15 protein-coding genes are annotated in these 18,644 nt (G+C 62.7%); 8 read left to right on the forward strand and 7 right to left on the reverse strand.

Annotation, left to right across the window (positions count from 1 at the left end):
• The first annotated feature begins 28 nt into the window (after positions 1-28).
• Positions 29-721: an RraA family protein gene (locus ACIPHN_RS05615; RefSeq protein ID WP_400433982.1), complete on the forward strand. Its 693-nt coding sequence runs from the start codon at positions 29-31 to the stop codon at positions 719-721.
• Between the two features lie 10 nt (positions 722-731).
• Here the strand turns inward: ACIPHN_RS05615 and ACIPHN_RS05620 are convergent, their stop codons facing one another.
• Together ACIPHN_RS05620 and ACIPHN_RS05625 are read right to left on the reverse strand one after the other, a co-directional pair.
• Positions 732-1,631, reverse strand: a complete 900-nt coding sequence (locus ACIPHN_RS05620; protein WP_400433985.1) for a LysR family transcriptional regulator — start codon at positions 1,629-1,631, stop codon at positions 732-734.
• Between the two features lie 70 nt (positions 1,632-1,701).
• Positions 1,702-2,610 (reverse strand): LysR family transcriptional regulator, encoded by a 909-nt coding sequence (locus ACIPHN_RS05625; protein WP_400433988.1) that lies wholly within the window; start codon positions 2,608-2,610, stop codon positions 1,702-1,704.
• A gap of 185 nt (positions 2,611-2,795) precedes the next feature.
• On the opposite strand from ACIPHN_RS05625, the gene ACIPHN_RS05630 reads away from it, so the two are divergent.
• The 3 genes from ACIPHN_RS05630 (at position 2,796) to ACIPHN_RS05640 (ending at position 6,100) form a co-directional block, all read left to right on the forward strand.
• Positions 2,796-4,166 carry an MFS transporter gene (locus tag ACIPHN_RS05630; RefSeq protein ID WP_400433991.1) on the forward strand — a complete coding sequence of 457 codons (1,371 nt, stop codon included), beginning with the start codon at positions 2,796-2,798 and terminating at the stop codon, positions 4,164-4,166.
• Between the two features lie 32 nt (positions 4,167-4,198).
• Complete coding sequence (locus tag ACIPHN_RS05635; protein ID WP_400433993.1) at positions 4,199-4,864, forward strand: RraA family protein; 666 nt, start codon at positions 4,199-4,201, stop codon at positions 4,862-4,864.
• 69 nt (positions 4,865-4,933) lie between these two features.
• Positions 4,934-6,100 (forward strand): alpha-hydroxy acid oxidase, encoded by a 1,167-nt coding sequence (locus ACIPHN_RS05640; RefSeq protein ID WP_400433996.1) that lies wholly within the window; start codon positions 4,934-4,936, stop codon positions 6,098-6,100.
• 52 nt (positions 6,101-6,152) lie between these two features.
• Here ACIPHN_RS05640 and ACIPHN_RS05645 read toward each other — a convergent pair whose 3' ends face one another.
• Positions 6,153-6,824: a response regulator gene (locus ACIPHN_RS05645; RefSeq protein ID WP_400433999.1), complete on the reverse strand. Its 672-nt coding sequence runs from the start codon at positions 6,822-6,824 to the stop codon at positions 6,153-6,155.
• A 190-nt stretch (positions 6,825-7,014) separates the two neighbouring features.
• Here ACIPHN_RS05645 and ACIPHN_RS05650 point away from each other — a divergent pair, with 190 nt between their 5' ends.
• Positions 7,015-8,058 carry a GGDEF domain-containing protein gene (locus tag ACIPHN_RS05650; RefSeq protein WP_400434002.1) on the forward strand — a complete coding sequence of 348 codons (1,044 nt, stop codon included), beginning with the start codon at positions 7,015-7,017 and terminating at the stop codon, positions 8,056-8,058.
• A 299-nt stretch (positions 8,059-8,357) separates the two neighbouring features.
• On the opposite strand, the gene ACIPHN_RS05655 is transcribed toward ACIPHN_RS05650, so the two are convergent.
• Together ACIPHN_RS05655 and ACIPHN_RS05660 are read right to left on the reverse strand one after the other, a co-directional pair.
• Positions 8,358-10,298, reverse strand: a complete 1,941-nt coding sequence (locus ACIPHN_RS05655; RefSeq protein WP_400434005.1) for a sensor histidine kinase — start codon at positions 10,296-10,298, stop codon at positions 8,358-8,360.
• Positions 10,295-10,972 carry a response regulator gene (locus tag ACIPHN_RS05660; protein WP_400434008.1) on the reverse strand — a complete coding sequence of 226 codons (678 nt, stop codon included), beginning with the start codon at positions 10,970-10,972 and terminating at the stop codon, positions 10,295-10,297. Before ACIPHN_RS05660 ends, ACIPHN_RS05655 begins: the two co-directional genes overlap by 4 nt.
• A 423-nt stretch (positions 10,973-11,395) precedes the next feature.
• On the opposite strand from ACIPHN_RS05660, the gene ACIPHN_RS05665 reads away from it, so the two are divergent.
• On the forward strand, positions 11,396-13,150 hold the full coding sequence (locus ACIPHN_RS05665) for a peptidoglycan D,D-transpeptidase FtsI family protein (protein WP_400434011.1): 1,755 nt from the start codon (positions 11,396-11,398) through the stop codon (positions 13,148-13,150).
• Between the two features lie 46 nt (positions 13,151-13,196).
• On the opposite strand, the gene ACIPHN_RS05670 is transcribed toward ACIPHN_RS05665, so the two are convergent.
• Positions 13,197-15,230, reverse strand: coding sequence for an EAL domain-containing protein (locus ACIPHN_RS05670; RefSeq protein WP_400434013.1), 2,034 nt, complete (start codon positions 15,228-15,230; stop codon positions 13,197-13,199).
• A gap of 250 nt (positions 15,231-15,480) precedes the next feature.
• On the reverse strand, positions 15,481-16,374 hold the full coding sequence (locus ACIPHN_RS05675; protein WP_400434016.1) for a LysR family transcriptional regulator: 894 nt from the start codon (positions 16,372-16,374) through the stop codon (positions 15,481-15,483).
• A gap of 90 nt (positions 16,375-16,464) precedes the next feature.
• Here ACIPHN_RS05675 and ACIPHN_RS05680 point away from each other — a divergent pair, with 90 nt between their 5' ends.
• Entirely contained in the window at positions 16,465-17,712 is a 1,248-nt protein-coding gene (locus ACIPHN_RS05680) for a D-2-hydroxyacid dehydrogenase family protein (RefSeq protein ID WP_400434018.1), read from the forward strand.
• A gap of 42 nt (positions 17,713-17,754) precedes the next feature.
• Positions 17,755-18,558, forward strand: coding sequence for a methyltransferase domain-containing protein (locus tag ACIPHN_RS05685; protein WP_400434021.1), 804 nt, complete (start codon positions 17,755-17,757; stop codon positions 18,556-18,558).
• The last annotated feature ends 86 nt before the right edge of the window (positions 18,559-18,644 follow it).

The following is an 18,644-nucleotide window of genomic DNA, read 5'->3' on the forward strand; positions in this document are numbered from 1 at the left end:
TCTTTTCTCTCTACAACAGGATCTCATCATGAAGACCACGAAGTTTGACAACGTCGCCGAATTCGAACGCGTATCCGCTGACCAGGTAGCCAGGGCGCGTGCCTACCAGGCCGCCATCCTCTGTGACGTGGCCGGCCGCCGTGGTGCGCTCAACGCCCGCGTGCAGCCGCTGGTGCCCGCCATGAAGCTGGCCGGTCCGGCCTTCCCGGTGGAAGTGCGCGGCGGCGACAACCTGCTGTTCCACGTTGCGCTGGCGCTGGCCAAGCCGGGCGACATCATCATCGTCGATGGCAAGGGCTATGAGTCCAGCGCGCTGTTCGGCGAGCTGATGGTGACCCAGGCGCAGGCGGCCGGGCTGGGCGGTTTTGTGGTCGATGGTGCCGCGCGTGATGTCGATACCCTGAACGACGGTCCCTTCCCGGTGTTCGCCGCCGGCCGCAATCCGGCTGGTCCGACCAAGGGCCTGGATGGTCGTATCGGCCAGGCCATCTCGATTGGCGATGTGGCCGTGGAGCCAGGTGACCTGGTGGTGGGTGACGCCGATGGCGTGGTCGTTATTCCCCGTCGCGACGTTGACAGCGTGCTGGCCGCGGCAGAAAAGAAACTCAAGGCCGAGGCTCAGCGCATCCAGGAAATCGAGGACGGCATCCTGGTCTCGCCCTGGCTGGACGAGGCGCTGCGCGCGGCCGGCGTGATCGGCGTCAACGAGACCTTGGCCTGAACGGCCAGCCTCAGAAGCCGTAGGTGAGAGTGTAGTCGACCTCCTGCTGGGCCAGGCTGGCCAGGCTGGGGACGAGGGCGCGGGTGTCGTCGCTGCGCCAGCGCAGGCAATACTCGATCGAGGGCAGGGGCGGATCGCACTGGAAGGCGTTGAGCTTGTGCTGGTCCACCATGGGCTGGAGGAAGTGGCGCGGCAGGAAGCTGATACCGACGTCGGCGATTGTCAGGCCGACGATGGCGCTGAGGCTGTTGCAGGCCAGTACCCGGCGCGCCGGCACGCCATGCTGTGCCGCCCAGAGGTGGAAGGACTCGGTCAGTCTCGACTCGCTGGTCATGGTGATGACGGGATGCAGCTGGATATCCTTCTTGCTCAGCACCTTGCCGGCGGCGATGCGCCGGGGCGACGACATCCAGGCGAACTCCAGCGTGGCCAGCGGGATCGCCGAGAGCTGGGTGGTGTCGGAGGCGGTGCGCGGCAGGATGGCGAAATCCAGCTCGCCGCGCAGCAGTTTTTTCTCCAGCGCCGAGGCCAGGTCGATATACGGTTCCAGCACCAGCAGGGGATGTTCGGCATTGATGCGCGAGACGAACTTGGGGAACCAGGTCAGCGCCGTCAGTTCGCTGACGCCAAAGCGACAGGTGCCGCTCAGCGGTTGCGGCATGTCCAGCAGGGCCTTGAGTTCACCCTCCATGACCAGGATGCGGTGCGCGTGATCGAGGATGTGCTGGCCATGCTCGGTCAGCACCGAGCGCTGCGCAGAGCGATCGAAGAGTGACACGCCCAGCGAGGTTTCCAGTTCGGCCAGGCGCTTGGACAGGGTCGACTGGGTGATGTTGAGACGAGTGGAGGCGATGGAAAAGCTGCCCAGGGTGGCAGCCCAATAGAACGCCTCAAGTTGCTTCAAGGTCATGGTGCTCACAGTACTAGATGCAAGAAGGATTCACTGTCGCAGCGCTGCACGATCGTCATGGCCAGCGGCCTCACCAGCCGGGGAAGTCGGCGCCGATCCCGTTGCCAAACAATCGCTGGCAGTGACTGTCGACGATGGCGATGCTGCGCGCCATGCCGCTGGTGGACTGCCTGTGCGAGAGACGGTAGCAAGTATACGGCGGTGGCGGATCGGTGAGTTCGCGGATCAGGTAGGGGCCGTTGGCCAGGCTGGCCTGCGCTAGCCAGCGCGGCACGATGGCCCATTGATCGGGATGGTGCAGCATCGACAGGATCAGGTAACCGCTGTCGAGCTTGATGCGCGAGGGCGTCAGCGGATCCCACCAGTGGTCGTGCCAGGCATCGAAGCTGCGGCCCCAGGGAACGAAGAGTTCGTGGTCGGCCGAGAGATCCTGCGGGCGCACCTTCCGGAGCGCTTTCGATCTGCCCCCGCGCAGGCTCAATACCACCATGGGCGAGGTGAAGAAGACATCCACCTTGACGTTGGGATGGCTGCGCTCGCGCAGGGTGAAGGCCAGGTCGAGCTGGCGCTGCTCGATCTTCTCGTACATCTCGTCGGAGTGCAGCGTGCGGATCTCGATCTTCATGGACGGGTGCTCGGCATGCAGCTGACGATACAGGCGCGGGAAGACGAATACGTTCAGGCTATCCACCGCGCCGATGGTCAGGCTCAGGCGCGGTCCCTGCGACCCCAGGATCTTGACCTCGCGCGAGAGCAGGTGCCACTGCTCGGCGATGCGCAGGAACTCCTCGCCGCTGGGCGTGAGCCGGACCTGGCGGATGCCCTTGCCGCGTTCGAGCAATTGCATGCCCAACTCGTCCTCCAGCGCACGGATGCGTTTGCTGATGGAGGTCTGGGTCAGGTTCAGGGTATCGGCCGCGGCGCTCTGGCTGCCGGTGCGGACGATCTCCAGGAAGGTATCGATGGCGTGAGGGAACATGGTCTCCGGGACGCAGGGATGAAAGGCAGGAGGAAATCAAATAGTCTTTTGATGACTATATTATGGTCAATCAAGTCGTTTTACGTGGCTGTCTATCCTATTTAGAATCGCCCACAGCAAGCAAATCGTCAAGCAATGCCGCAGAAGCATTGGACGCCACCACACCAGAGCACGGAGACCATCGCATGTCGCAACCGACAGCCCAGGCTGCATCCCCATCGCCCATTGCCAACCTTAGCCGCCCCACCCGTTTTCGCTGGGTAGTGGCCGCACTGATCTTCCTCATCTACACCATTGCCGCCGCCGACCGCGCCAACATCGGGGTAGCCTTGCCCTTCATCCGCAAGGAGTTCGCGATGAGCAATACCCAGGCCGGCGCCTTGCTGAGCCTGTTCCTGTTTGCCTATGCACTGGCGCAGTTGCCGGCGGGGTTTGCCACCAGCCGCTTCGGCGTGCGCCGCATCTTCACCGGTGCCATGCTGCTGACCTCGGTCTTCACCGGCCTGCTCGGCACCACCAGTTCGGTGATCGGCCTGAAGATCTATCGCTTCGCCCTGGGACTGGCCGAGGGACCGCTGCCGGTGGGCATCGCGGCGACCATCAACAACTGGTTCCCGCCGCATGAAAAGGGTACCGCCGCCGGCATCTTCCTCTCGTCGGTGAAGTTCGGTCCGGTGATCGTGCCGCCGCTGTGTGCGGCCATCATCGCGCTGTGGGGATGGCGCGAGATCTTCATCGTCTTTGCCGTACCGGGGATCTTGTTTTCGGTCATCTGGTATTTCCTGGTGACCGAACATCCGGCGCAGAGTGCGCGCGTGAACCAGGCCGAGCTGGATTACATCACTGGCGCCACGCCGGTGGCCACCGCCGCGACTACCGTGACTGCCGCAGCGACCCCGGTGCGGGCCAGCCGTGCAGCCCCGGCCTGGCTGGATACCCTGGTGCGTGCCCGCAAGCTGGCACCGCTGACCGACAACAAGAGTGTCTTCCGCTCCTGGAACGTGCTGGGTTGCGCACTGGGTTACTGCTTCCAGCTGGGCATCTCCAATGTGCTGCTGGCCTGGATCCCGACCTACCTGCTGTCGGTCAAGAAATTCTCCGTCATGAACATGGGCTTCGTGGCAGCCGCCCCCTGGGTGGGTGCGGTGATTGGCAACCTGCTCGGTGGCCTGGTCTCGGACCGGCTGCTGGCGCGTCGTCGCAAGCCCGGCATGATGCTCTCGGCCCTGGCCACTGCCGGCATGATGTACGCACTGATCCATTCGCCGGCCGATCCCCTGAGCTACGGCATGCTGCTCTTTGCTACTGGCATCCTGCTCAGCTTCGGCTTCTCGGCCTATATGGCCTATCCCATGGGCGTGGCCGATCGCAAGACCTTCCCCATCGCCAGTTCGGTGGTCAACATGGGCGGCCAGATCGGAGGTGCGATAGCCCCGCTGGCCACCGGCATGCTGCTGGACAACTACGGCTGGGACTACGTGTTCTCCTTCATGGCCATCGGCTCCCTGATCAGTTTCCTGGTGCTGCTCACCATCGCCGAGCCGGTGCAGGACTGAACCCGCTTCTCCGTCTTTTGAAAGCCTCCGACATGAGCCATCCCTCTTTCCTCATCCATCCCGCCCCCGCGCTGGCGCCCGCTGCCACCGTCGCGGCGCTGGAGGGCATCGTGGTCTCGCACCTGAGCGACAACCTGCAGCGGCTCTCGGGCATCACCGGGCTGCAACGCATCCATCGCTCGCGCAAGCTGGTCGGTACCGCCCTGACCGTCAAGACCCGCCCCGGCGACAACCTGCTGATCTACAAGGCGCTGATGATGATGCAGCCTGGCCATGTGCTGGTGGTCGATGGCGGCGGCGAGACCAGCAATGCGCTGGTGGGCGAACTGATCATGCTGTACGCGCAGCAACGCGGCTGCGCCGGCTTCGTGCTGGACTGCGCGGTGCGCGATACGGCGGCCTTCGCGCAGGCGGATTTCCCCTGCTATGCGCGCGCTGTCAGCCATCGTGGTCCCTACAAGAATGGCCCCGGCCAGATCAACGTGCCAGTCAGCATCGATGGCCAGGTGGTGCGGCCTGGCGATATCGTCGTCGGTGACGAGGATGGCATCGTGGCCTTCCCGCCAGAGCAGGCCGAGGCCCTCATCACGGCGGCGCGCAAGACCGCCGAGCTGGAGGACGGCATCCGCGCCGAGATCGCCAATGGACGCGTCGAGCAGGCCTGGCTGGACAAGGTCCTGAAGCCTTTCGGCCTTTGAGGTATCGTAGTCCGGCTTGCCGCCTCCTTGCCCATCGACCGCATTGATTCCATTGACCTCGCCCATCGCATGACTGCCCACGCCCTGAAACGCTACCTGTCGCTGCATGACTTCGAGAACGCCGCCAGGAAGCGCCTGCCCAAGCCCCTGTTCGCCTACGTCTCGGGGGCGGTGGAGGACGAGGTCTCCATCAACGCCAATCGCGCGGCCTACGGCCACTACGCTTTCAAGCCCAATGTCCTGGTGGACGTATCAACCATCGATACCTCGGTCGAGCTGTTCGGCCAGCGCTACACCATGCCGGTGGGCGTGGCGCCCATGGGCATCGCCGCCATGACCAGCTATCGTGGCGACATTGCCCTGGCGGTAGCTGCGCGCAAGGCCGGGGCCTTGTGCATCATGAGCGGCTCCTCGCTGATCCGCCTGGAGGAAGTCATGCAGGCCGCGCCCGGCACCTGGTTCCAGGCCTACCTGCCCGGTCATCAGGAGCAGATCGATGCGCTGATCCGGCGCGTGCAGGCCGCCGGCGTGGAAACGCTGGTGCTGACGGTGGACACACCGGTCACCGCCAATCGCGAAAACAATATACGCGCCGGTTTTTCCACCCCCCTGCGTCCTAGCCTGGCGCTAGCCTGGCAGGGCGTGACGCATCCGCGCTGGCTGCTGGGGACATTTGCCCGCACGCTGTTGCATCACGGCATGCCGCACTTCGAGAACAACTACGCCACGCGCGGTGCGCCCATCATGTCTTCCAGCGTGCTGCGCGACTTTGCCGATCGCGGGCATCTGAACTGGGAGCATGTGCTGCGCGTGCGTGCCATGTGGAAAGGGCCGCTGGTGATCAAGGGCATCCTCAACGTGGCTGACTTGCGCCGCGCCAAGGCCATTGGCGCCGATGCGGTCATCGTCTCCAACCATGGCGGCCGCCAGCTCGATGGCAGCGTCGCTCCGTTGAGGGTATTGCCGGAGATGGTCGAGGCCGCGGGGGACTTCCCGGTCATGATCGACAGTGGTGTGCGGCGCGGTACCGATGTCCTGAAGGCGCTGGCCCTGGGGGCGAGGGCGGCGTGGATAGGCCGTCCGTTCAACTATGCCGCAACCATCGGCGGCGAGGCCGGTGTGGCCCATGCGCTGGAACTGATCCGCCAGGAAGTGCGGCGCGACATGGGCATGCTGGGCGTGACCAGCATCGCCGGCATTGCGCCGGATCACCTGTGCAGCAGTCGCCGCGACTGAGCGGTTGGGCCTTTCCCGTCTTGTCGTCTGCTTGCCTTGCCGGCCTGTTGCATCATTGCGCCAGCAGGGCATGCCTTTGCCGGGGATCGCCGGCCTGCACGCGCGCCGGTAGCTTGAGCATGGCGTAGACATGCCGGATGTCGGCCAGCACGGTGTGCGGCGGCACGGCCGTGCGCCGCGCGATTTCATCGGCGGTGTAACCCTGGGTGATGCATTCCAGGGTCTTCATTTCGCGTTCGGACAAGACCGTGCTGGTCGGTGCCGGGCGGAACCTGGCCAGGATGCGTCGGGCGATGAGCGGGCTGATGGGGCTGCCGCCGCGATGGAGGTTACGGAGTTCGCACAGGATGGTGGCGGCGTTGCTATCCTTGAGCAGATAGCCATGCGCACCGGCCTCGATGGCGCGCAGGACATCTCCCTCTTCACCAAAGGTGGTACAGGCCATGATGGCGCACCGCGGCCACGCCGCGCTGGCATGAGCGATGACGTCGATGGCGGCGCCATCGGAGAGGCCCAGCTCGACCAGCAGCAGATCCGGCGCGGCCTGTTCCAGCAGCACCATGGCTTCATTGCGGGTCGCGGCGACCGCGATCAGGCGCAGATCGTCGGCCTGCTGCAAGGTCGCAGCCAGGCTGCCGGCAAAGCCGGCATCGTCTTCCACCAGGGCCACGCGGATCGGCGATGGCCTGGCAGGCGCGGTAAGGCTGGTCGGTGTGGATGGCATGGATGGGCTGGTGTCGTCGGCGGGCGCGTTGTCACGGGCCCCGATGGACTGGCGGATGCCCAATTATAGGAAAGATGCAAGACAGGGCTTGTCACCAGAACTGGGGATAGGCAGGGGGGGATGGCGGCATTACATTGCGCTTTCGGCGTATTTCCCGTCGCGCTCCCGCCCTCGCCACCAGGAACAGAACATGATCGTCCATGCCCCGGAAACCCTTGTCGAATCTGGACCGGATCTCATCATCCCGCGTTCGTCGACATCGTTCCAGGACAGCGACGAAGCACTCGGACGCCTGTTCAGCGACATCACCCTGATGGCCCGCAGGATGGGGGATGTGCCGATCTCCATGGTGTCGTTGCTGCGCACGACGATGGGCAATGTCGGCCGCAGCGGACCTGGCCCGATCCGCGAACGCGGCTTTCCCCGGTCGCAGTGGTGGATGCTGCCCGGCCAGACGCAAGCCATGCGCAGCGATCTCGATTTCTCCCTGTGCGAAGCCTCGCTCGATCGTGCCGGTGCCCTCACCGAGATCGAGGACCTGCAATTGCACGCGCCCTATGCCGCCTCGATGATCAGGGAAGCCATGCCCGATGTGCGCTTCTATGCCAGCGTGGCCTTCGGCAATGCTGGCGGGCAATACCTCGGTACGCTCTGCCTGTTCGATCACAAGCCGCGGCAACTGAACCAGGCGCAGCGCGAGATGCATGCCTTGCTGGCGCGGCAGCTGGCCAGCCAGCTCGACAGCTGGCAGGAACTGGTACGCCTGCAACGCCTGGCCCTCACCGATTGCCTCACCGGCGTGGGCAACCGGCGCGCCTTCGACCAGCATCTCAAGCACGAGTGGAGCCGTCACCTGCGTCATAGCGCGCCGCTGTCGCTGCTGATGATCGACGTCAACCGCTTCAAGCAATACAACGATGCCCATGGGCACCAGGCGGGCGATGCGGCCCTGGCGCGGCTGGGCGAGTTGTTGCCCATGCCCTTGCGCAGCAGCGATTTCGTGGCCCGATATGGCGGCGACGAATTCGCCGTCATCCTGCCCGATACCCCGGTGGAAGGCGCCCAGGTCGTCAGCGAACGCATCCAGGGAGCGCTCGCGCGCGCCAGCTGGCCGCTGCAGGCATTGCGTGTCTCCATTGGCGTGGCCACGCTGCCGGCCGATGGCATTGGTGATTTCCACACCCTCATGGCGCGTGCCGACGAGGCCATGTACGCCGCCAAGCGGCGAACCTAGTTGCAGCCAGGATAGAGACTGGCGAGCCATTGCTTGTCAGTGCAAGCCTGTCCCCAGAACTGGGGACATACGTTTGCTGCGGCTGCGCTTACATTCTGCTGGCCGCCAGATCCCGGACACGGGTATGTGCGTTCTTCACCGTCCCGCCGCTGCAACCACGAGGTCAGAAATAAAGGTTGCGGCGTATGCCTGGCAAGCTGCGACCTTGTCGGTGCATGTCTCCGGTCACCCGGCCGGACTTTCCCGCCCCGGAATCCCTTATCCCGGTAAATGGATTCCGGGGAGGATCTTCTCGTCGCCTACTGCACCAGAGGCAGGTGCAACACCATCAGCGTTCCTTGCGTCCATTGCCGCCATTCAATCTTCGCGCCGATGGTCTCGGCCCGGCGCATCTGGTTGCGCAAGCCCTTGCCGCCCCTGGCCAGGCCTTCTTCGAGATCGAAGCCACCACCGTTGTCACGCACGACCACCTGGACGCTGCGTTCGTCGGCCTGCGTGGAGACCGCGATCTCGCTGGCACCGGTGTGCTTGATGATGTTGCCCAGCGCCTCCTGCAGGATGCGCAGGATATGCAGGGCATGGCGCGGATCCAGCCAGGGCAGGGGCGGTACGGTATCGACTTGCCACAGCAGCGTGATACCGCTGGCGTCAAGCCGGCTGCCCAGGCGGAAGCGCAGCGTGGCCAGCAACAGCAGCAGGTCGGCATCGACCGGTTCCAGGGAGTCGATGGCCAGTTTCAGGTCGTCGATGCAGGCGCTGAGGATCTGCGCCACCTCATGTTCGTCCAGCTTGCCATGTTCCACGCGCCGCAAGGCACCGATCAGGGACAGGCCCAGCACGTCGTGCATGTCCTGCATCATGCGCTGCCGCTCCATGCTGAGGGTCTGCGCCTTCTCCACGTCGCGCAGGCGTTCGTAGCTTTCTGCCAGTTCGGCCTCGCGCTGGAGGAGGCGCATCGCCAGGGTCTGCCTGCCCCGCTCGGCCTCGGCGATGGCGTTGACGTAGCGGCGGAACAGGATGTACAGGATGACGATGAACATCATCATCGACGAATACGGTGTCAGGTAGAAACCCTCGATATCGAACTGGTTCTTGACCTTGAACCAGTCATAGATGCCGAAGAGCAGGCTGGTCGTCATCCAGCCCGCCAGCAGGCAGGCCTCCAGCGAGCGGCTGCGCCAGCTGTCGATGACGCTGCGCACCACCATCACGATGGCAAACAGGATCGGCCCCACATACAGCATGGGCTTGAGCAGCACCATGCCCGGCTGCAGGCTCGACAGCGGCAGCGTGGCCGCGCTCATGACCAGGGAGAAGGCCATCATGCCGCGATTGAACCAGCGGTGATCCCGTTTATGCAGCAGGCAGGAGAAGAACTGCAGCGCCACGATCTGCCAGTTCAACGCGTTGTAGGTCAGCCAGCCGAACCACTGGTCGGAGATCGGCAGTGATTCCAGGCTGGCGAAGAAATGCCAGCGCCGCGTGATGGTACACACGGCGATGATGAACACCAGCAGGTAGATGGGCTCCTGGCGCCGCACCAGCCACACGCAGAACGAGAACAGGCCCACGGCCAGGAAGGCGGCGCTCATCATGAAGGGCAGCTGGTACTCCAGCCATTCGCGCAGCACAAAGCGCGGATAGATGTCGTCGCTGTCGCCCACGTAGAGCGAGGAGATGGCCCCGGTGGCGCCGGAATAGATATCGAGGCGGATCAGCAGACTACGCGGCAGCGGCTCTTCGGGGGTATCGCGCAGGGGGATGAAGAGGGCGGGGTGGCGGAAGTGGTTCCAGGTCGGTGTGCCGCGCGAGCGGTACAGCAGCTTGCCATCGCCGTACACCGCCAGTTGCCCGGCGGCCTGCCAGCGCAAGAGGTGTAGCGAGATCTCGTCATGGGTGGCCGGCAGGGGGGGAAGTGCCAGGCGATACCAGACCGTTGCCATGCCAGGCGTCACGGCCGCCCCGGGGCTGGCGGGGAGGACGAAGCGGTGCGGCAGGGAGACCGGTGTCCACTGGCCGGGCAAGGTCGTGGCATCGAAGACGGACGTCAGCGGTCTGGACTGGGACGGCGGCGTGACCAGCATCTCGGCCTGGTCGAGATGCTGCACCGCCATGGCCGCTGCCGGCCTGGCGTGTGCCAGCAGCACGCACAGCAGCAATAGCGCCAGCAGCATCAGCAGCATGCTGCCCGGCCAGGCCGTGAGCCCATGCCGGCGGTACGTGCTGCCTGGCGATGTCATGTACGGATCCAGCCGCGGCTGCGGGCCTCGAAGATGGCTTCGGTCTTGGAATGGACTTCCAGCTTGGCGTAGATGCGGCGGATGAAGGTGAGTACGGTGTTGCGGGTGATGCCCATGAGGCCGGCGATTTCCTCGGCGGTGAAACCGCGCGTGATGAATTCCAGGACTTCCGTTTCACGTGCCGACAGGCCTGCCGGTGCTTCTTGCCTGGCGCTTTCGGCGACTGCCTGCACGGCGGGAACAGCAGCCTGATTTCTGGCGGCATTGCCCCGGAAGCGCAGCAGCACCTGGCGCGCGATCAGCGGACTGATCGGGCTGCCGCCCGCCTGCAGGTTGCGGATCTCCGTCACGATATTGGCGGCCGCGCTGTCCTTGAGCAGGTAACCCGAGGCACCGGCCTCGATGGATTGCATGACGTGGTCCTCGTCACCGAAGGTGGTGCAGACCATGATATTGCACTGTGGATACTGTGCATGGACGAGCCGGATCAGTTCGATCCCGCAGCCGTCGGGCAGGCCGATGTCCACCAGCAACACATCCGGCGCAGCCGCTGCGAGCGCCAGCCGTGCCTGCGCCAGCGTGCCGGACACCGAGAGCAGGTGCATGTCGGCGGCCTGTGCCAGCGCGTGCTGGAACGCGATCTGGACGTGGGTATCGTCTTCGACGAGGGCCACGCTGATCGTTGGTGAAGGGGGCAGTGCTGGCATCATCGTTCGGTTACCGTGGTCGCAGCCTGGGTGGCGACGACTTCAGGCAGCGGGATTTTCTGTGATGTCAGATCTTGCCATAAATCGTAAATCGTCACGTATGGATTGCGCGTCCTTGGCGAGGTTTGTCCGGTTAAATTTCCTGAAGTGGCTATTGCGACGTGTTTTGCTGTCCCGAACGGTGTCCAATAGTTATTGCGAGGAAATAATTGATGTGGCGAAATGTACATTTTTCGTACTTATTGCGTAACCACATGACGATGAGCGCATCCACGGATTCCCGCATGCCGGTCACCTGAAGTGGATGGCCAGTGCTCGAAGGTGCCGTCTCAAATGTAAAGCCGCAGAAAGTGATAGGCTCTAGCGCCCGAAGCCGCGCATGAGATTGAAATGCAGAAACCCAGAATCGCCAGGTACGTCAAGTTTTCCTCCAATCCATTGTTGAACAAGAAGCTGCCGGCCGGACGGAGCACGCTGCTGATGTTTACCTTCGCGCTGGCATTTCTCGCGCTTGTCCTGCGTGCCATCTGGGTGCAGATCGCCGACCACGACTTCTATGAACAGCAGGGAGAGATACGCTTCGCCCGCTCCCTGGAGTTGCCCGCCTACCGGGGCCGGGTACTGGACAGGAACAACCAGATTCTCGCCGAGAGCGCACCGGCGAAAAATCTCTGGGCCACGCCGCAGGACCTGGAGTTGAGCGCAGACCAGCTTGCGTCCCTGTCGCACATACTGGGTCTGCCCGCGACCGAGCTGTCACAGAAGCTCAATGACAAGCAACGCTCCTTCGTCTGGATCGACCATCAGCTCAGTCTCCCGATCGCCCAGCAGGTCGCAGCGCTCAAGGTCAAGGGGCTGTACTTCGGATCCGAATACAAGCGCGAGTATCCTGAGGCTGAATATTCTTCCAACATCGTGGGCTTCACCAATATCGCGGACAAGGGACAGGAAGGCATCGAGCTGGAATTCAACAAGGAGCTCAGCGGACAGCCCGGCTCCAGGCACGTCATCAAGGATAGGCTGGGCCGGGTGATCGAGGACATCGACAATCAGGTGTCGCCGAAGAACGGGCAGGACATCCAGCTTTCCATCGATAGCAGGATCCAGTACCTGGCCTACAAGGACCTGAGCGAAGCCGTGCAGGACAACAAGGCCAAGGCCGGCAGCGTGGTGGTTCTCAACGCCCGCACCGGCGAGGTTCTCGCGCTGGCGAACTATCCCACCTACGACCCGAACCAGCGGCAGAACCTCTCCGGAAGCGCCCTGCGCAATCGTGCCGTGACCGATGCGTTCGAGCTCGGTTCGGTCATGAAGCCGATCACCATGGGCACGGCCCTTGAGCTTCATCGCGTGACGCCACAGGAGACCATCAACACCTCGCCAGGCCGTTACCGCTTCGCTGGCGCCACCATCTCCGACGTGAGCGACCATGGCGTGCTGACGATGGAGGGGGTGATCGAGAAATCCAGCAACATCGGCATGACCGTCGTTTCGCAAAAGCTCCAGGCGCAGGAAATGTGGAGCACCTTTACCAAGCTGGGGTTTGGTCAGCGGCCCGATATCGAATTCCCGGGGGTGACGCCGGGGCGGCTACGCAGCTGGAAGACCTGGAAGCCGATCGAGCAGGCCACCATGGCCTATGGCTACGGCATGTCATCGTCGCTGCTGCAGCTGGCGCACGCGTACACGGCCTTTACCAATGATGGCAAGGTGTTGCCGCTCTCCATCCTCAAGCGCGATGCGGCACCCGAGGGGACCTATGTCTATTCGCCCGCGGTCGCGGCCGAGATGCGCCATATGCTCTGGATTGCCGCCGGTTCCGGTGACCGGAAATCGCGCCTGCAGCCGCCCAGCTATTCCGTCGGCGGCAAGTCGGGCACCTCGCGCGAAGCCATCGGCGGGGCCTATGCCGCCGGCAAGTACCGCGCATCCTTCGCCGGCATCGCGCCCATTGAACATCCCGACGTGATTGTCGCCGTGACCATCGACGCCCCAAGCGCGGGAGCCTACTTCGGTGCGGTGGTGGCGGGCCCGGTGTTCTCTAAGGTGGTTGAGCAGTCGCTGCACATCATGAACACGGCGCCCGACTATCTGCTGTCGCATCAGAGTGCGGGGCAGACGTCCAAAGGCGGCAATGTAGGCTGATGGCGCCACGTGGCATGGCTACGGCCAGGATTGCCGGCAAGGTCACTTAGGTCCTCTTCCTGTCGTCTTGATGATGTGAGGACGCCTCCACAGGAGAATAAGTACGCGCCAGCGCTGGCGGCAGTGCTTTGGAAAAGTACCAACCCTGCACGATATCGACGTTGCATTGCCTGACGAAAGCGAGTTGCTCTTCGGTCTCCACGCCTTCGGCGACCAGCCTGTAGCCAAATGCCTTGAGCAGCTTGCATAGCTCTTGATAGAGTAGCTGGCCACGTGGCTTGTCTATATCCGCAATCAGGCTCTTGTCCAGCTTGACGCTATCGATACCGATCTTGTGCAGCAAACCGAGATTGGAGTAACCGGTACCAAAATCATCAATCGACAAGGTGAGTCCGCGAGAGCGCAGCAACTCTATGTTGCCGGCAAGATCCGCGAATTTTTCCGTGAATGAGCTCTCCAGCATTTCCAGGTTCAGGTCGATCACGCGTTTTTCCACCTGCGCCAAGAGCGCCATGACCTTTTCATCTGACGCCAGGAAATCCGCCGTGAGATTGATACTTATCCGGGGCGTAAAACCATCTTCCTGCCAGACGCCCAGGTCTTCTATCGCCCGGTTGATGACCCAGTTGTTGAGGACATCGGAATATCCTGCGCTTTCCAGTTTCTGGATGAACCAGGGGCCGATGATTGTTCCATCGGCCATGCGCAGCCTCAGCAGCGCCTCAAAGCCATAGATCTGCATGGTCCGCACATCCACTTGCGGCTGGTACCACAATTCAAGCGATCCCTCGGCCAACAGGCGAAAGGCTTCCATGGCCTGTGCGTGTGACTGCAAGGCAGACTTCTGGCGGATCACATAGGCGTCTTCGGGAACATCAAGGCGTGCTTCCGGAAGATCATCCGTGGCGAAGACCCGCTGCAATTTCTTCTTGATGCCATCGCCATTCTCCCAGGCCAGGAACGGGTAGTAGATGGCAGCGCCCAGTGCGAGCATCGCCAGCTGGAAGATGACGGTGACGATACTGCCACCGCCGGCTGTCCATGCATTCAGGCCGAACGGAAGAATCCAGTGCACGTTCTCTGTCAGCGGGATGAGATTGAACACGGCGGCGGCATAGGCCAACCAAAAACCGAGCAGTGGGAACGCAATGAAGGGAATCAGCAGATATGGATTGAAGACAATCGGGTATCCAAACAGCAGGATGTCGTTGATGTTAAAAAACTGCAGTGGCAAGGATATCTTGGCCACCAGTTGTTCCCGCATGGTGCGCCGGCGCAGCGCTATGGCCAGCAGCATCGCCAACGTACCGCCTGCCCCCCCGAACAGGACAAAAGTATTGAGCAGGCTGCCCAGCGTGAATCCATTGACGACCACCTGGGCAAGATCGTTTCCGTAAGTCAGACTGGTATAGACGTAATTGCCGTGAATGCCGATAAACCATAGCGCGTGCACGGCAACGATACGAATGCTTCCCTGGATCAGGAGGGGGAGATGGTTAAGTGAGTCACTGAAGCTTTCCAGGCCTGCAATCAACGATGCGGACAGATAGTGAAATACCAGCGCGTTGACCAGGACTGCGACGATCGTTGGCACTATCCCGTTGAGGCTGCCGGCCAGGAGATGACTCACCACCTTGACGTCGACCGACAGAAAACGGAGTCGCCTCACCAGGCTGTACAAGAAGACGGTCCAAAGAGGCAGGGCAATGCTGTAGACGCTCGGCAGTATGGCGGCGGTCGACCAGTCACCACTATCCCTGATGGACCACAAGACGACGGCCAGACTCACGCCGCTGGTGGCGCCGACCAGTGCGGGCTCCATCTTCCTGAACTTCGCCAGCTTGTATCCCAGGAGAGCTGCGACCACGAAGGGAAGGGCGTCCTTGATCGGATTGGATATCTGCTGAAGCGTGAAGTAGAGGTCTGCCTGGTTCGTGTGCGTGGAGACCAGCGTCATCGCGAGCTCCAGTACAGACATGAGCAGATAGAGCGGGAGCATCAGAATAAAGGTCTCTCGCATCACCAGCATGACGCTGAACATTTTTTTGGGAAGACGTCGATTCTTAAAATAATTCATCATCTTCTTGTGTCCCCTCACGCCATCTACGCATTTGCCCAGGCAATTGCCAGCCTGGCGGCGCGTTACGCATCGCCGGTATCAACAAATGGGTCGAAATATTGCTCTGACATTAACATGCCAGAAGACTTGCAATAGTGCAGTATCAGACTGATAACATCAGAGCGGAATGGGCCGAAGACATGGCTGCCTCGGGACCGCCCGAAGCGCAGGGAGTGGCGGGGTGTCCATGACCTGTTGCTCCGTCTCTGCGTCAGCGACCGCCTTCCTGCTCACGGATCATGTCGTAGAGCGCCTGGGCTGCCGGTGACAGATGCGCAGTCTTGCGCGTGATGAGCACCAGGTGCCGAGACACGACAGGGTCGACGAGTTTGACCATGCGCACATGGGGATAGGCGCCTTCCTGGATGGCCAGCTGTGGCACCACCGCCACGCCTACACCCTGCGCCACCAGCCCCACTGCGGTCGAACTGCGCTGCACTTCGTAGAAGGAACGCAAGGCGATGCCATGGGCTTCCAGTGCGGGATCAAGCAAGGCCCGATTGCCGCTCACCTCGCCTGCAAAGATCAGCGGATGGGATTGCAGTTGCGTCCAGGCGATGCGCCGCCGTCTGGCCAGAGCATGATCCTTGTGGCAGATCAGCACGTAGCGATCCTCGGTGAGTGGAAGGCTGACCAGTTCAGGATGATGTTCCCGGGCAACGTTGATGCCGAATTCCGCCTCCCGACGCAGCACCGCCTCGGCCACGGCGGAAGAAGCGTGATCGAGAATCTTGATGCGGTTGTGCGGATAACGCGCCGAGTAGGCCTGCATGATGCGCGGCAGATACTGCACGCCCACGGTGGGTACGCAGGCGATCGAGACGTCCCCCCGTCTGGCGATGCCGGACTCGCGAATCTCGACCAGCGCCCCGGCCAGTTCGGTCAGGAGGCGGCGCGCCTGGGGCAGGAAGTCCTGCCCGATTTCGGTAAGAGCGATTGAACGTGTGGTGCGTTCCATCAGCGTGACACCGAGGAAATCCTCAAGCTTGCGCAAACGCAAGGTCACCGCTGTCTGTGTCACATGCAAGGCATCGGCGGCCCCCTGGAAGCTGCCCTGATCGGCAATCGCGATAAACGCCTGCACACCGAGGATGTCTATTTTCATAAGAGAAACTTATTAATCTCCGAAATAATTTCATTTTACCGCCTGACCTGACGCGCTCAAGATAGCAGTCAGCCAGGAGGGAAGCCAATCATGAACATCACCATATTGGACGATTATTTCGACACGCTGCGCGGCCTGCCCTGTTTTCGCAAGCTGGACGGCCATACCGTGACCATCTGGAACGATCACGTGCAGGACGTGGATGCGCTGGCCGAGCGTCTTCGCGATACCGAGGTGCTTGTTCTGATCCGCGAGCGTACGCAGATCCGTGCAGCGCTCATCGCCTGCCTGCCGAAACTGCGCCTGATCAGCCAGCGCAGCGTCTTCCCTCATATCGATATCGATGCCTGCACTGCGCACGGTGTGATCGTCTCCTCGAACCAGCATGCCGATACCCCGTCGTACGCCGCCGCCGAACTGAGCTGGGGATTGATACTTGCCGCCATGCGCCAGATCCCGCAACAGATGCGGGCGCTGCAGGAGGGGCGCTGGCAGATCGGCGTGGGCAAGACCTTGCGCGGGCGAACGCTGGGCATCTACGGATATGGGCGTATTGGCGCCGAGGTGGCGGCTTACGGTGCGGCCTTCGGCATGAAGGTATTGATCTGGGCCAGCGACGCTTCGCAACTGCGCGCCCGGCAAGATGGCTGGGACGTCGCTCCCGACAAGCAGGCTTTCTTCGAGACCTGCGACGTGCTGTCACTGCATATGCGCCTGGTGCCAGCCACGCGCGGCATCGTCACGGCGCACGACCTGGCCCGGATGAAACCCTCAGCCCTGCTGGTGAACACCAGCCGCGCCGGATTGATTGCCCCGGGCGCGCTGGAGCAGGCGATGCACGCCGGCCGGCCCGGCATGGCCGCTGTGGATGTCTATGAGAAGGAGCCGTTGCGGGATCCGCAGCATCCCCTGCTGCACATGCCCAACGTGGTGTGTACTCCCCATATCGGCTACGTGACGGAAGACGAGTTCGAGCTGCAGTTCAGCGACATCTTCGAACAGATCGTGTCCTTTGCGGGCGGACATCCGATACACGTCGTCAATCCGGAGGTGCTTGGTCAGGCCCGGCGCGGCCCCACCGAAGCGGACGCCTACGATGCCGTCGGGCCTCTGGTGCTCGATCTTCTCGAATGGATAGGCGCTGACGCACGGCCTTACAGCGAGGTGATCGAGATCTGGCGCACCTCGTGTCCCCGCCTGCCGGTATGGGAAGAGGCAAACGCGCGCGGTTATCTGACGCGTCTGCATACGCCCGGCGGTGTGGCCGAGGTGACGCTCAGCGAGGCCGGCGCGGCGCATCTGCGGGCGAGCCGTGGCAGACCCTGGACTGCCGTTTGAATCGTTGAATCAGAGATCCACAGAACCTCAGAGGAGCAAGGCATGCCCGACCATCAAGACCCCAAGCAAATCCAGGTGCAGTGGGACGCCGCCCAGTATCTGCGTTTCGGTGGAGAACGCCTGCGTCCCGCGCTGGACCTGATGGTGCATCTGCCAGCGCAGACGCCGGCGCGTATCCTCGATCTAGGTTGCGGAGCCGGCAACCTGACCGCCTTGTTGCAGCAGCGCTGGCCCGAAGCGGATGTGCTCGGCGTAGACGGATCCGAGGACATGCTGGCCAAGGCACGCGCGAACCTGCCACGGGGGCGCTTCATCGCTGCTGACCTGAATCGCTGGACGCCCGAGCACAAGCTGGACCTGATCTACACCAACGCCACCTTGCAATGGTTGCCGGATCACGAACAACTGTTTCCGCGCTTGTTGTCCTTCCTCAATCCGGGCGGTTGCCTGGCGGTGCAGATGCCGATCATGCACGACGCGCCCTTGCGACTGGCACAGGTGGAGCTGGCACGCTCGCCCGCTTATGCCGGTGTGCTGGGTGAGGTGTCGGAGCGGCGCAATGTACTGGACATGGGCGCCTACTACGACCTGCTGCGGCCACGGGTGACGGCTCTGGACATCTGGCAGACTACCTACCTGCATATCCTCAAGGGAGCCGACCCGGTGCTGGAATGGGCCAGCGGCAGCAGCCTGCGGCCCTACCTTGAAAAAATGGAAGGCGAACAGCTGCGCAATTTTCGCGCCGACTATGCGCGCCGGATGCAACTGGCCTATCCGCCGCGCACGGATGGCAGTACCTTGCTGCCGTTCCAGCGTATGTTTATCTTGGCGAGATTGGCGGAGTGAGAGAGGGGTGGGGGCTTGAATGTCGTGTCGGTGATGGCGGAAGGCATGTCGCCAATGCCGAAAGAAATGCCACCCTTGAGGCCTTA

The organism is Herbaspirillum sp. NPDC087042, from assembly GCF_044745245.1.
GTDB lineage: Bacteria > Pseudomonadota > Gammaproteobacteria > Burkholderiales > Burkholderiaceae_D > Herbaspirillum.